The following is a 14,063-nucleotide window of genomic DNA, read 5'->3' as shown; positions in this document are numbered from 1 at the left end:
TCAGGCCCGATGACGTGGGCGCAGCGGGCCATCTGGAACCGGGTGCGGCACGAGTACCACGCGCCGGAGAGCCTGTCGGGCATCCGGGTGGTCGCGCTGCCCGCCGCACCGCTGGCGACGGTGCGGGCCGCGCTGGCCGCCATGGTCGAGGAGCACGACATCTTCCGTACGATCTTCCGGCCGACGGCGGGCCAAGACCTCGAACAGGTGGTGGAGCCGGCCGGCCCGGTACCGCTGTCCGTCGTCGAGACCGCGGCGGCGGATTCGGAGGCTCTGCGCGATCTCCTGCTCGCCCGCAAGCCGGAGGTGGGCGACCCGACCTCCGGCGAGTACCTGTACCGGCTCGTGATCCAGACCCACGGCGGCGAGGCGTGCCACGTCGGGATGCTCATCTCGAAGTTCCTGATCGACGCGGCCGGACTCGACACCCTGACCGACGACCTGCTCGCCCGGCTCGGCGGCGCGTCAATGACCCCGCGGCGCGACTGCTGGCAGCCGCTCGACCAGGCGCTCTTCGAGACCGGACCGGTCGGCGTCGCGCGCAACGCCCGGGCGGTGACGTACTGGCGGCAGCACTTCACGCGGTCGGTCCGGGAGCAGGAGCTGCGCACCGTCGCACGCGACCGCGAACCCTGTTTCCGCCAGGGCGTGCTCGTGTGCGATGCGGCCGACCTGTCGCTGGAGACCCTCGCCGCCCGCTACGGCGTCTCCCGGAGCGCCGCGCTGCTCGCCGCGTTCTCGCTCCTGCTCACCGAGCTGACCGGGTCCGACACCGCGTTCCTGGAGGTGATCTCCTCCAGCCAGGCCAATCCGCGGGTGCCGGCGGTGGGCCGGTACGCCACCAACGGCCCGTTCCTGCTGACCGTGGCCCCCGGCAGCGTTGCTCAGCTGCTCACGGCGTCCGCGGCGGCCCTGTTGCGGGCCGTGCGGTACACCCTCTACGACCCCCATGCCGTCGACGAGCTCCACGACGAGATCAGCGCCGACGGGCACGGCCGGGTCCTTCGGTGCTTCTTCGTGAACGACGTCGCCGGTACCCGGCCAAGCACGGCCGCCCCGCCCCGGCCGCCCGCCTTCAGCTGGGGCGTCGTGGCCCCGGCCGGCGACAGCCGGCTGCACCTGACCGCCATCAGGTCGGACGGCGGGTTCCGGTTCGAGCTGTTCGCGGACAACGGCTTCCTCACCGACGCCGAGCTCGAGCGCCTGCTGCTGGACCTGGTCGGGGTGCTCGGCGCGCTGAGCGCACTCGACGCCGGCGACCCCGTGCCCGAACCCGTCAGGAGCTGAGCCGGCGTGGCCAAGGCCGAGATCCTGGACGTGATGTCGTCGGCGAAGCTGTTCCTGGGCCTGCTCGCCGCGGTCGAGGAGGGCGTCGCCGATCTGCTGTACGAGTCCGGCCCGCTGTCCGTCGAGCAGCTCGCCGCGCGGACCGGCACCCTGCCCGCGCCGCTGCGCTCGTTGCTGCGCGCGCTGGACAGCGCGGGGTTCGTCGCCGAGGGGCCCGACGGCTACGTACTGACCGAGGCCGGCCGCCGGCTGAGCGCCTTCCACCCGAGGTCGCTCAACCACCTGCTGCGGCTGGAGGCGTGGGGCGCCCGCGAGCACGTGAGCCTGCCCGGCCTGCAGGCGGCACTGCGGGGCCGGCAGGTGCCGACCGAGCTGCCCGAACCGCTGATCCCGGTGCTCGCCTCCGCGGTCGAGGTGGGCGGGGCGGTGCCCGCCCTGCTCATCAGCCGCCGCCCGGAGCTGCGGGGCGTGCGCCACCTCGTCGACGTCGGCGCCGGCTCGGGGCAGTACGCCGTGGCCCTGTGCCGCGCGCATCCCGAGCTCCGGGTCACCGCCCTGGACCGCGAGCCCATGCTCACCCACGCGGGCGACCGCGTCGCGCGGCACACCGAGCTCCGGGACCGCATCCAGGTCGTGCGGTGGGACCTGCACACCGACCCGCTCCCGGTCCGCGGCGACGCCGTCCTGGTCTCGCACTTGCTGCACCTGCTGGACGCGCCCGAGCGGCTCGACCTGCTGGCGCGGATCGCCGACGGCCTCGAGCCCGGCGGCCTGCTGCTGGTACACGACTTTCTCGGTCCGCGCCTGGACAGCGGCGTCATCATCGACTGGATGGCCCGCGGCGCGTGCTTCGACCTCGACGCGGCCGAGCTGATCGCCGACGCGGAGTCCTGCGGTTTCACGCCGGTGCGCACCGAGCGGCTCCCCGGGGCCGGAAGCTCCCTGGTCGTCGCGCGCCGCCGGTGACCGGTACCACCCTCCCAGTCCCGAAAGGTCCGCCCATGTTCACCGGCCTGCGCACCGTCGTCTACCCCGCCCCCGCCCTGACCGACGCCAAGGACTGGTGGACCGGCGTCCTGGGTAAGCCGCCCTACTACGACTCGCCCCACTACGTGGGCTTCGACGCGGCCGGCTACGAGCTCGCGCTCGACCCGTCGACGGACCCCGCGGCCGGCCCGATCGTGTACTGGGGCGTCCAGGACGCCGGCAAGGCGTACGCCGAGCTGCTGGCCCGGGGCGCGACCGGCCGCGAGGAGCCGCACGACGTCGGCGACTCCATCGTGGTGGGCACGGTCGTCGCCCCCACCGGAACGATCGTCGGGGTCATCGAGAACCCGCATTTCGCCGGCTGAACCGGTGGGGCCGAACGACTAGTGGATCGGGTTCCAGCCGTCGGAGCCGGCCAGGTAGAGGGTCGGGGTGTACTGGGCGGCGGTCGAGGCGCTCATCTGCGGGCGGTTGCTGTTGACCACGGCCCCGGCGCCGGTGCTGCTGTACTCCGTGAAGCGCGCGTTGCGCCAGGAGAAGCCGGACATGTCCGTCCACGGGTCGTCGCGGATGTGGGCATCCATCGTCACGCCGCGGTACAGCACCTGGGCGATCGCGTTGACGTCGCCGCCCGGGTGCCAGGGCCGGCCCAGGTAGACCGTCTTGGCCGGGGCGTTGCTGGTCAGGTGGGTGCCCCAGAACAGGAAGCCGAACTTGTTGTTGATGTTCGTCGCGGCGGCCGTGATGTACCCGTTGTTCGACGACGAGCCGCGGGTCAGCGACCGCACCTCGCCGTTCTGGAACACCATCGTGCCGCCGCCGAAGATGAAGTCGACGTCGCCCTCCACGTAGGAGTTGCGCACGTACAGCCGGCGCACCGCCGTCCCTGACGTGTTGACCAGCAGCGTGTCCTGGTTGCCCAGGATCCGCACGTTGCTGAACTGCACGCGGTCGCCGGAGGTGTTGACCGCCACCGCCTGCTCGGCGCTGAGGTTGTGCGCGGCCTCGTCGAAGTCGTTGGACATCGTCAGGTTGGACACGGTGGTGTTGGCGGCCGCGATGGTGACGGTGGCGCTGCCGGCCGTGCCGTAGGTGCTGCCGTCCGGCTTGGTCAGCCCGGACGCGTGGCCCTCGACGAGCACCACGGCGGTGGCGGCCGAGCCGGTGCCGACCAGGCTGATGTAGGGCTTGTTCGACGGGATGTTCACCGTGCCGCGGTACGTGCCGGCCTTGATGTTCACCGTGTAGGTGCTGCTGTTACCGGCCGGGGCGGCGTCGATCGCGGCCTGCACGGTGCGGTAGTTGCCGGAGCCGTCGGCGGCCACGGTGACGGTCGTGGCCGCCGACGCCGTCCCCCCACCGGCCGCCACGGCGCCGGCGGCGATGAGCACGACCAGCGAGATTCTTCCGGTACGCATCTGTCCTCCCAGGGCAACGCATCCAGATAAGTCGATTACTCATCGGACGATGTCAGCCCGGCGCGGACCAGGCAAGCGCTTTCCTGAGCAACCCATCCAGTGACGTCACATTCGTGAAACTTTCGCGCATTGCTTCGCGCCGATCCGTCGTACCCTTTTCCGGTGCTGGAGCTGATCTGGGACGCGGTGCGCGCACGCCGCGTCTCGTCGCTCGCCCTGGGGCTGCTCGCGGCCCTGGCCGTGGCGGCACTCGCGGCCGCGCCGGCGTACTCCGCCGCGGCGGCCCGGGACAGCGCGGCCGCCCTGGTCCGCGACGCCACCCCGGCGCAGCGGACGCTGAGCGTGCAGGGCCGGGTCAGCAGCGGCGGCGACGACCGGCCCGAGGTCGCGGCGGCGGCGCTGCGGCGGTTCCGCGACAGCGTCGGGCTGGAACTGCCGGCCGAGCGGACCGCGATCGGGCTCAGGCGCGCCGGCACGCTCTACCTGGGCGGCCGGACGATCGCGGCCGACCTGCGGTACCGCGACAACTTCTGCGAGGCCGTCCTGGTCACGGGGCGCTGCCCGGCCGCCCGGGGCGAGGTCGTCGTCAGCGCGCAGCTGCCGCTCGGCATCACTGTCGGCGACCGGGCCGGCTACACGGCCGAGGCCGGCGCGAAGCCGCTGGCGCTCACGGTCGTCGGCACCTACCGGGCCCGTGACCCCGCCGACTGGTACTGGTTCGGGACGGGCGGCACCGCGTTCTACGGCACCGCCGACACCGTGCTGGCGGGCAGTGGCTTCGCCGACGCCGCGCTCGACGCGCTGCTGCCCGCCGGGCTGTTCGCCGAGCCCGGCCGCATCGACGCGGCCCTGAACCGCCTCCACGGGCTGCAGTTCGCGTACTCGTCCGGCGCCGCCGAGCTCGACGCCCACCTCGCCGACGACGGGCGGGCGGTGCGGCGCGGGGTGCAGCTCGCCACCGCGGAGCTGTTCGTGGTCGCGCTGCTGGCGTTCGCGGTCACCGCGCGGTACGCGGCCGAGGCGCGCCGGCTCGACATCGCCCGCATGGCCCTGCACGGCACCGCGCGCTCGCGGATCCTCGTCCTCGTCGCGGGGGAGGGCGCCCTGCCGCTGCTGGCGGGCATCGCGCTCGGGGGGTTCGCGTGGCGGTACCCGCCGCCGGCCGTCGCGGCGGTCGCCGCCGGCGGGCTCGGCGCGATGATCGTCGCCGACTGGCGCACCATCAGCACCCCGGTGCAGCGACTGCTGCAGCCCGGCGCCCCGCACGTCTCGCGGCTCGGCCGGGCCACGTTCGACGTCTCCGCGCTCGCACTGGCCGGCGCGGCGGTGTTCCAGGCGGTCAGCCGCCACGGGCGGCCGGACCCCGGGCTCGGCCTCGAGGCGTTCGTGCCGTTGCTGCTCGCGCTGGCCGCCGCGGTCCTGCTGTCCCGCCTGCTGCTCCCGCTCGCCGCCCGGGCCGGGCACGCCGCCGCCGTGGCGAGCGACGACCACCGCCGGCTCGGCGCGGGGATCGGCGTGCTGCTGCTCGCCCGGCGCGGCGCCGTGCACCGGCTCGTGCCGCTGCTCGCCGCCGGCGCGTGCCTGTTCGCCGTCGCCGTGCAGGACTGGGTCGCGGCCGACGAGGCCCGGGCCGACCGGGCCGCGATCGCCGTCGGGGCCGAGCGCGTGCTCACCGTCGACGCCGGCGACCAGGAGCGGCTCCTCGCCGCGGTGCGCGGCGCCGACCCGGCCGGGACCTTCGCCATGGCGGTCGTGCAGAGTGCGGGGCCGGACGGCCGGCCCGTGCTCGCCGTCGACTCGTCCCGCCTGGCCGCCGTCACCGGCATCGGCGCGGCCGTCGCGGCCCGGCTGCACCCGCCCGCGCCGGGGCCGCTGATCGTGACCGGCACGGCGCTGCGGCTCGACGCCACCGCCGATGCGCCCGGCGTGTCCGTCGTGGTCGGGCTCGTTGCCGGCGGTACCGGCGAAAAGGTTTCTGCGGTTTTTCCGGTCGGTGCGTCCACTGTGGACGTGCCTCAGTGCCGGCGCGGCTGCCGCATGACCACCGTCGAGCTCACCGGGGCCCGCACCACCGTCACGATCCGGCAGCTCAGCGCCGACGGCGCCGTGACCGTGCCCGCCGGCGTGTTCGGCGACCCGGCCCGCTGGCGCACCGCGCTCGGCGACACCGTGCCGTCGGTCAGCCCGGCCCACCGCGACGGCGCGCTGGTCCTGACCGCCCTCCCGCCGGGCAATGCCGGCTCGACCGACCCGAAGGTGTACGCGGTGGACACTCCGGTGCCCCTGCCCGCCCTGGTCACGGGCCATTACGTGGCCGTCGGCGACGAGCACAACCCCGCCACCGCCAGCCCCTTCGGCGGCGTGGCCGTGCCGATCGCGCCGGACCCGTCGGCGGTACTGCCCCGGGCGGGCGCCGACGGCACGATCGTCGACCTCGAGTACGCCGCCCGGCTGGCCGGCACCGCGATCCCGGGCGATCTGCAGCAGGTGTGGCTGGCCCCGCACGCGCCGCCGTCCATCGTGGACGACCTGCGCGCGGCCGGCCTGCAAATCGTCGCCGAGGACACCACGGCCGCGGCGCACCGCCGCCTGGACGGCTACGGTCCGGCCGCCGCCCTGCGTTTTGACCTGCTGGCGGGTGTACTGGCACTGCTGCTCGTGGCCGGCGCGTTCGCGGTCTCCGGCGCCACGCAGCGCCCGGACCGAGACGCACAGCTGCTGGCGCTGCGCGTGCAGGGCGCCCCGCAGCGGGTGGTGCGGGCCGCCGGGCTCGTGGCGGCGACGGTGCCGGCGGTCGCCGCGGTGCTGATCGGGCTGCTCACCGCCGTGATCGCGCGCCTGCTCGCCGCCCCGCCCGTGGACCCGTTCGCCGACGGCTGGTCGGTGCTGCCGCCGCCGACCGGCCCGGCGCTGGTACCGCTCGCCGCCGCCGCGGCGGCCGCCGTGCTCTGTCTCGTCGCCGTGGCCCTGCTCACCGCCCGTGCGCGGCGACGCGGGGAGGCGGCATGACCGGGCTGCTGTGGGACATGGTGCGGGGCCGGCGCGGGCAGTTCGGGCTGACCCTGGTCCTGGCCGCGCTGGCCACCGCGGCCGCCGTGGCCACCCCGGCCTACCTGGGCGCCGTCGAGGCCCAGATCGTCGCCGGACAGTTCGCGGCCGCCTCGACGGTCGAGCGCACGGTCGAGCTCGCGGCGACGGTACCGCGCCTGGACGTCGGGTTCGAGCGGGACGCGACGCCCCGCCTGGCCGGCCCCGGCCTCACCCAGGTGTTCAGCGCCGAGATCACGATGATCCCGGCCGGCCCGGACAAGGTCCCCCCGGCCGACTCCCGGCGGGTCGGCTACCGGCAGGACCTCTGCGACCACGTCGTCGTCGTGGCCGGCCGCTGCCTGATGGGCGGCATGGAGGTGGTCGTCACCGAGCGCGCCGCGGCCGCCCTCCGCGTGCGCCTCGGCGATGCGCTCGACCTGAGCGCCGGGACCTACTCCGGCACCGAGCAGATCTACCGGCCCGCCGGCGCGTCCGTCCTGCTCACCGTCGTCGGGGTCGTGCGCGCCCGCGACGGAGCCGAGCCGTACTGGTGCGGCACCGTCGGCGACGCACCGTTCTACATCTCGCGGTCCACCCTCGACGGGATCGACCACCCCGACGAGACGCAGCACCTCGCCGCGTACTTCGCGCCGCGCGGCGTCCCGGTCGCCACGCTGCCGGCCCTGCGCGCCTGGCTGGCCGCGTCGGGCGCGCAGAAGGACGGCGGCACCCAGCTCGGCACGCGCCTGCCCGACCTGATCGGCCGGATCGACGCCGACCTCGCCCAGGCCCGTGCCGTCGCCCCCGTGGCCGCGGTACCGCTGGCCGCGCTCAGCTGGGCGCTCGTCGTCTTCGCGGCCGCCGCCGCGGCCCGCGCCCGCCGCCAGGAGCTCGGCGTCGTCGCGCTGCGCGGGGTCACCGGGGTGCGCCGCGGCTGGTTCGCCACCGCCGAGACGGCGCTGGCGGTGCTGGCCGGCGCGCCGATCGGCTACCTGGCCGTGGCCGTGCTCGGCGGCCGGTACGCCGACCCGCTCATGCTCACCGCGGCCGGCGTGACCACCGCGGGCGCGCTCGCGGTCGCGGTCGCCGCCCAGCTGCGCTCGGCCGGCCGCCCCATCGCCGAACTGCTGCGCGAGACCGACCGGCGCTCCGGTCACTGGCGCTCGCTCACCCTCGAGATCCTCGTGGTGGTGCTGGCCGCGGTCGCCGTGGCCCAGGTGCAGGCCCGCGGCGGCACGCTGTCCGGCGTCGCGCTGCTCGCCCCGCCGCTGCTCATGCTGGCCGTCGGCCTGATCGCCGCGCGGCTGGCCGGCCCGCTGGCCGCCCGGATCGCCGGCTGGGCGCTGCACCGCGGGCGGCTGGTCACGGCCCTGACGGCGACCCGGCTTTCCCGTCAGCCCACCGGCCGGAGGCTGCTGGTGCTGCTGATCGTGGCGATCGGCTCGCTGGGCTTCGCGGCCACCGCGACCGACGTGTCCGCCGCGACCGTGGACCAGGACGCCGCCCTGGCCGCCGGCGCTCCGACCGTGCTGACCGTGCACGGCACGACCCGGTCCGCGCTGCTGGCGGCGACCCGGGCCGTGGATCCCGGGGGAAGGTTCGCGATGGCGGCGGTACCGCTGCCGGCCCTTTCTTCGGGCGCCCGCCCGGTCCTCGCCGTCGACTCGTCCCGGCTGCCCGCGGTCGCGCTCTGGCGCCCCGGCTACGCCGAGCTGCCGCTGCGCGACCTGGCCGCGCGCCTGCAGGCCGGCCCCGCGCCCGATCCCATGCGCCTGCGCGGCACGACGCTCACCGTCGAGCTGACCTTGGCCGACCCCGGCACGGTGGTGTCGACCCTGTACGCCGTGCTGGCCCCGGACAACGGCGCCCCGGCGGTGGCGGTCGGGTTCGGCGCCCTCCAGGCCGGCCGGCACTCCTACCAGGCCCACGACCCGGCCTGCGCCGCCGGCTGCCGCCTCGTGGCCCTGAAGATCGGAATCACGACGGCCATCGGCCCCGTCTGCCACCTGACCGTGCACCGCCTGGACGCCGACGGCACCCCGGTCGACCTGACCCGGCACTGGGAGGCCGCCCCGTCCGCAACGGCCACCGCGACCGCCGACGGCCTGGCGCTGACACTGCCGAGCACGAGCCGCAGCAACGCCGGCACGGTACGCCCACTGGACCTCACCGCCCCGCTGCCGGTCCTGTCGACGGGCCCGTTGCCGCCCGACGGCGCGCTGGGCCTGTTCGACGGCGACGCGGCCACCGCGGCCGTGGCCGCCCCGGTGCGCGCGGTACCGGGCCTCGGCCGGCGCGGCGTGCTCGTCGACCTGGAGCGCGCCGACCTGCTCTCGACCGACTCCGGCGAGGTCACGGAGGGCCAGGTGTGGCTGGCCGCGGGCGCGCCGCCCTCGGTGGAGACCGACCTGGCCTCGCGAGGGATCACCGTCGTCGCCCACCACACGGTCGCCGACGAGCGCGCCGCCCTGGGCCGCCGCGGGGCGCCGCTGGCCCTGCGGTTCTTCCTCGTCGCGGGCGCCTTGGCCGCACTGCTCGGCGGGGCCGGGATCGTGGTGGTCGCGGCGTCTTCGACCGACGCGTACGGCGTTCTGCGCGTCCAGGGTGTGTCGCGCCGGGTGACGGCCCGGACCGACGCGGCCACCGCTCTCAGCGTCGTGATCGCCGGCGTTGTCGCGGGGCTGGTGGCCGCGGTCGTCGCGTGGGCGACGATCGGCCTGTTCCTGCCGTCCCTGTCCATCGACGCGCCCCGCCCGTCGTCGGCTCCACTGTGGACCGTTCTGGCCGCCGGCGCCGCGCTGGCCGTTGTCGCCTCGGCCGGCCAGCTGGCCACCCGCCGGCGCCAATAACCCAACCGGAAACGGCAGGGACCCGCACTGACGCGGACCCTGCCGTTTCTCTTTGCGTTCTCTCTTGCGTTTCTCTTTGCGTTCTCTCTTGCGTTTCTCTTTGTGTTCTCTCTTTGCGTTCGATCAGCTCAGCGGTCGAACTCCTCCCACGGGCCGATCGCCGTGCGGTTCGCGATCAGCGACGAGTTGCCGCCGTTCTCCGCCGTGACATACCGGTTGTTGACCCCGGCCAGCAGGCTGATGCTGCCGTCGGCGTTGGCGATCACCTTGAACTTCTCCCACGGCCCGACGCTCGCCCGGTTGGCGATGAGGGGCTGGTTGCCGCCCGCCTCCGCGGTGACGAAGAGACCGTTGGCCCGCGAGTACAGCGCCACCCAGCCGCCGCCCACGTCGACCAGGTCGAACTGCTCCCACGAGCCGATCGCGGTGCGGTTGGCGATCAGCGCGTTGGCGCCGCCGTTCTCCGCTGTCACGTACCTGCCGTTGGCGTGAGCGCGCAGGGAGACCGCCGCGTTGGCCACGTCGACCGGGCTGAACTCCTCCCACGGGCCGATCGCGGCGCGGTCGGCGGTCATCATGCTGACGCCGTGGTTGCTGCTCAGGTACTTGTCGTTGACCACCGAACGCAGGCTGATCGTGCCGTCGGCGTTGTTCGTGATCGTGAACAGCGTGTCGTTGCTGCTCGTGGACTCGCTCCAGGCCCACACGACGTTCGACCCGGCGGGAACGTCCGGGCCGACGTTCACCGCGAAGTACTCGCCGTTGACACGGGACCGCAACGCGACCAGCTCGCCGCCGACGTTCACGAGCTCGAACTGCTCCCCGACGCCGATCGTGGGCTGGTACGCGCGCATCTGCATGTTGCCACCCTCGGTGGCGCTGACGTAGCGGTTGTTGTCGTGCGCCAGCAGGGCGAACGTCCGGGCCGCCGGCCACAGCGACTTGACCTGTTGCCGGGTCCCGCTGAAGCCGTTGACGTCGACGGCCGTGACGGAGATGCCGTAGGTCCCCGGCGTCGAGTAGTGGTGGGCGGCGACCGGAGACGTCTGCGTCACCGGGTCGGTGAAGTCGCCGAAGTCGAAGCGGTACGTGGCGATGGGCACGTAGCCGAGGGCCGAGCGCGACGCGTCCACCGTGACCGAGTTGGCGGCCTGGTCCGCCGTGATGGTCATGATCGGGTACGGGCCCGGGATCATCTCGGAGTTTCCGCGGTCGGCGTAGGTGACCGGACCGGTGCCCGTGTCGGGCTGCGCCGGGTTGTCCTCGCGCGGTTTGCCGTAGGCGTCGGTGCTCTGGTAGCCGGGCGCGGCCGAGTTCGCCGAGTCCTCCATGTGCGCCTGGTCGACGACGTCGGTGTCGTGGGCGGCCTGACCGGAGGCGGCCCGGAAGCCGGTCAGGCCCAGCGGGCCGTTCCACCAGTACAGCGAGTTCGGCGCGGCCGACCGGGAGACGGCGTTGTAGTCGACCACCGTGGTGCCCGCCGCGCCGTCGTACAGGCCGATCTCGGGGCCGCTCGGAACTCCCGGGTCGCAGCCGGTCGTGGAGGACACGTTGCTGGTCGCGACGTTGTTCTGCACGGACACGCCGGTCGAGGCGCCCGCCACGCGGATGCCCCCGAGGCAGTTGAAGTCCAGCGAGTTGTTCGTGATCGCGGTACCGGTGGCACCGTTGTTGAGGATGCCGACGCCGTGGCCGCTCATCACCGTGTTGTTGACGACCGTGTTGCCCGCCGCCCCGGGCCGCAGCGCGACGACCGCGACCGCTCCGCCGAAGACGCTGCTGTTGAGGATCGTGTTGTTCGAGCCGGCGACATCGACGCCCACGCTGCCGGCCGGACTGCCGACGCTGACGGTCAGCCCCTTGAGCACGGTCCGGGACGTCGCCGCGTCCACGGCCACGCCGGCCGACACCGCACCGCCGCTGACCTTCACGCCGTTGAGCACCGAGTCCGTCACGGCGGCGAGCTTGATCGCCGGCCCGGTCGCCTCGTTCGCCATCGTCACACTGGCGTCGACGACCGAGATCCGCGCGCCGTTGCTCACCGCGAACGCGGGCGCACTCACCACGTTCAGCACGTTGATGCCGAGAATGGCAACGTCGTGCTGCCCGTCGATGGTGAACCCGGCGTTCGGCCCGGACACCCGCGCCGCCCCCGCCGCGGAGGCCCGCAGCACGACGGTGGACTTGTTGACGGTCACGCGCTCGTTGAACACGCCGGTGATCTGGGCCGTCTGCTCGGGCGCCAACGCCGCGACCGCGGCCGTGATCGTGCAGAACGGCTTACTCTGGCTGCCCCCACCGGTGTCGGAGCAGCCGGCGCCGAAGGTGTTGTTGACGTACAACGGGGCCGTTGCGGCGAATGCGGAGCCGGCCCCCGCGACCAGCCCGACACCGGCGGCCACCACGACGGTCGTGAGGCCGGAAAGGATCGATTTACCCACGCTGCTCCTCTTTCGGGGGCACTCGGCGGGATTGCACAGCCACTGATCATCCAGCGGCGCGCGCCGATTATGCGCGGTCCGACCACATTGGACAACCCCGAATCGGGGCGGTGAAATGCCTCCGGCGGGCCACGATCGCGGCCTCGTGAATCACGATCCTGGCCGGCCTCGCAACGACCGGAATCGGCGTGGTGGCGGGCGCGGACCCGGCGCTGGCGGCCATCCACTTCCCGGGTTAATGGCCCGCTAATGGCCCGACGTGTCTCAGTGGCCCGTCGCCCTACTCGACGTGACGAACTACGGGCTGACCAGCAATGTGAGAATTCGACTACTGGAGCTACACATCGATCATCTGTCGGAGCACATTCTTTACGGCTGTCACCTCGTCATCGGTGAGCACCCACGCCGGCCGTTGTCCCTGCAGGCGCGACCGGGAGATCGTCCGCACCTGCTCCGTGATGACGAACCCGTTTGGACGGTTGGCGGGGTGCACCGGAGTTCGGTGCAGCCAGCCTGAGCGCTCCCGCGTCGTCACCGGGAGCACGGTGACCAGCGCCTCCCCCGTCAATCGGAGGTGAAACGCGCTGGAGACCACGAGAGCCGGGCGGCGTCCAGCCTGTTCACGACCCTCGGTTGGGTCAAGGTCGGCCCACCAGACCTGCCACGGCCGGATGACCGTCATGCAGCCTCGTCCCATGGGTCGGCTGCTGACGCGGAGGCTTGGTCTTCCCGGTCGGCCTCGGCGACGTACTCGGCCCAGCCCTCCGGGTCGCTCGCCCGATACGCGTCGAGCGCGGCGATGGCCTTCATCTGCCAGTGCTCAGCCAGTAGCCGGCGGATTGCTTCGTCCGCCGTCGCGCCGCCGAGGTCCTCGCTGGCGACGCGGGTCAGGTCGTCGCGGGTGGACTCGTCCACGCGAATCATCACGCTACCCATGACCTAAATATACCAAGCCGAAGACGCAGCTGTCTACGCTCCTGTATACAGGTCAGTTGCTCCGACTCGGGCCCACACAAGATCGGGCACGGATCGGGCACACGGCCGGTCGCCGCTCCGGGCTGGCCGAGCTGTCGACGGTCGTCATGATGCCTCCGCCTCTACCGAATCCCGCTGCAGCCCGGGTACCGATCGAGTACCCGCCGGCAGAAGGGTGCGAGTCGCTGCCGGAGGGCCTCGTCCCGGCTGAAGGCCCGCAGACCCTGCCCCTCGGTCAGCACCATGTCCGCAGGAAGCATGGAGGTCACTACCTCGAAGACCGTCAGTAACCGGCCGTCACCCTCCGCGTCGACGACCCGCCACAGCGGCCGGTATTCGCTGGCCGTCAGGTGCAGTTCCTCCCATAGCTCGCGGACTATCGTCTGGTCCGGGTTCTCACCGTCCTCGACCGCACCACCGAACAAGGACCAGCACCCGGGATGGGGGATCCAGGACTTGTCGTCGCGCAGATGGAGGACGATGCCTTCCGGGCTGACGACCAGGGCCATAGCCCCCTGACCGCGCACGTCGCCCGCTGCCAGTTCGTCCTGCCGGTCCAGATACGGCGGCAGCTCAGCCACAGCCCCGTCGACCGGCTCTACCGTGACACCGCCGATGACATCCGGCTCGTCCTGGATCGACACGCCGCGCTGTTGGAGTCGGCGTTCCGCGTCTGAGGTCATGCGGATCATGGTAGGGCGCCTGCCCTGTGCCTCTGTGACACCGCACGTGTCAACCATGGGTTCATCAGCCTGCGCCACGGCAAACTCGTCGCGTTGCGACGCCAAGACTTCGACTCCCGTCGCCGAGACGCTCGGCGAACCCTACTCACGCCATCTCGGCGGCAAGACAAGCAAGCTGCGATTCCCCCTCGACAGGTCCGCTAAGCGGCTTAGCGGCGGAGAACAGCCGCGGCGATCACCCACGATCGTGGGGTCTGGGGCTCGGGCCCCAGGAGAAATGGCGAGGACCCTCGCTTCGCGGCTTAGCGGCGGAGAACAGCCGCGGCGATCACCCACGATCGTGGGGTCTGGGGCTCGGGCCCCAGGAGAAATGGCGAGGACCCTCGCTTCGCG

General features: G+C 73.3%; 10 protein-coding genes. 5 read left to right on the top strand and 5 right to left on the bottom strand.

Annotated elements, in window-relative coordinates; genetic code table 11:
• Positions 1-9 precede the first annotated feature (9 nt).
• From AB0B76_RS02150 to AB0B76_RS02140, 3 genes are read left to right on the top strand one after another with little or no spacing between them, the layout of a single operon-like run.
• Positions 10-1,287, top strand: a complete 1,278-nt coding sequence (locus AB0B76_RS02150; RefSeq protein ID WP_360367864.1) for a hypothetical protein — start codon at positions 10-12, stop codon at positions 1,285-1,287.
• 6 nt (positions 1,288-1,293) lie between these two features.
• Positions 1,294-2,253 (top strand): methyltransferase, encoded by a 960-nt coding sequence (locus AB0B76_RS02145; protein WP_360367861.1) that lies wholly within the window; start codon positions 1,294-1,296, stop codon positions 2,251-2,253.
• A gap of 35 nt (positions 2,254-2,288) precedes the next feature.
• Complete coding sequence (locus AB0B76_RS02140) at positions 2,289-2,639, top strand: glyoxalase (RefSeq protein ID WP_360367857.1); 351 nt, start codon at positions 2,289-2,291, stop codon at positions 2,637-2,639.
• A gap of 18 nt (positions 2,640-2,657) precedes the next feature.
• Here AB0B76_RS02140 and AB0B76_RS02135 read toward each other — a convergent pair whose 3' ends face one another.
• Positions 2,658-3,692: a pectinesterase family protein gene (locus tag AB0B76_RS02135; protein WP_360367854.1), complete on the bottom strand. Its 1,035-nt coding sequence runs from the start codon at positions 3,690-3,692 to the stop codon at positions 2,658-2,660.
• Between the two features lie 162 nt (positions 3,693-3,854).
• Here AB0B76_RS02135 and AB0B76_RS02130 point away from each other — a divergent pair, with 162 nt between their 5' ends.
• On the top strand, positions 3,855-6,701 hold the full coding sequence (locus AB0B76_RS02130) for a hypothetical protein (RefSeq protein WP_360367851.1): 2,847 nt from the start codon (positions 3,855-3,857) through the stop codon (positions 6,699-6,701).
• Positions 6,698-9,571: a hypothetical protein gene (locus AB0B76_RS02125; RefSeq protein WP_360367848.1), complete on the top strand. Its 2,874-nt coding sequence runs from the start codon at positions 6,698-6,700 to the stop codon at positions 9,569-9,571. Before AB0B76_RS02130 ends, AB0B76_RS02125 begins: the two co-directional genes overlap by 4 nt.
• 128 nt (positions 9,572-9,699) lie before the next feature.
• On the opposite strand, the gene AB0B76_RS02120 is transcribed toward AB0B76_RS02125, so the two are convergent.
• The 4 genes from AB0B76_RS02120 to AB0B76_RS02105 form a co-directional block, all read right to left on the bottom strand.
• Positions 9,700-12,012: a PKD domain-containing protein gene (locus AB0B76_RS02120; protein ID WP_360367845.1), complete on the bottom strand. Its 2,313-nt coding sequence runs from the start codon at positions 12,010-12,012 to the stop codon at positions 9,700-9,702.
• 337 nt (positions 12,013-12,349) lie between these two features.
• Entirely contained in the window at positions 12,350-12,694 is a 345-nt protein-coding gene (locus AB0B76_RS02115; protein ID WP_360367842.1) for a type II toxin-antitoxin system PemK/MazF family toxin, read from the bottom strand.
• Positions 12,691-12,948 carry a hypothetical protein gene (locus AB0B76_RS02110; RefSeq protein ID WP_360367839.1) on the bottom strand — a complete coding sequence of 86 codons (258 nt, stop codon included), beginning with the start codon at positions 12,946-12,948 and terminating at the stop codon, positions 12,691-12,693. The genes AB0B76_RS02115 and AB0B76_RS02110 overlap by 4 nt, the downstream gene beginning before the upstream one ends.
• Positions 12,949-13,109: 161 nt before the next feature.
• Entirely contained in the window at positions 13,110-13,670 is a 561-nt protein-coding gene (locus AB0B76_RS02105) for an NUDIX domain-containing protein (protein WP_360367836.1), read from the bottom strand.
• Between the last annotated feature and the right edge of the window lie 393 nt (positions 13,671-14,063).

Source organism: Dactylosporangium sp. NPDC049140 (assembly GCF_040648435.1).
Note: the sequence above shows the minus strand (reverse complement) of the source record. Positions and strands in the feature narration are given on the sequence as shown.

Excerpts from the sequence above, each read along its gene's own strand:
- AB0B76_RS02150 (WP_360367864.1), top strand. The coding sequence starts at position 10 with ATGACGTGGGCGCAGCGGGCCATCTGGAACCGGGTGCGGCACGAGTAC.
- AB0B76_RS02140 (WP_360367857.1), top strand. The coding sequence starts at position 2,289 with ATGTTCACCGGCCTGCGCACCGTCGTCTACCCCGCCCCCGCCCTGACC.
- AB0B76_RS02135 (WP_360367854.1), bottom strand. The coding sequence starts at position 3,692 with ATGCGTACCGGAAGAATCTCGCTGGTCGTGCTCATCGCCGCCGGCGCC.
- AB0B76_RS02125 (WP_360367848.1), top strand. The coding sequence starts at position 6,698 with ATGACCGGGCTGCTGTGGGACATGGTGCGGGGCCGGCGCGGGCAGTTC.
- AB0B76_RS02115 (WP_360367842.1), bottom strand. The coding sequence starts at position 12,694 with ATGACGGTCATCCGGCCGTGGCAGGTCTGGTGGGCCGACCTTGACCCA.
- AB0B76_RS02110 (WP_360367839.1), bottom strand. The coding sequence starts at position 12,948 with ATGGGTAGCGTGATGATTCGCGTGGACGAGTCCACCCGCGACGACCTG.
- AB0B76_RS02105 (WP_360367836.1), bottom strand. The coding sequence starts at position 13,670 with ATGACCTCAGACGCGGAACGCCGACTCCAACAGCGCGGCGTGTCGATC.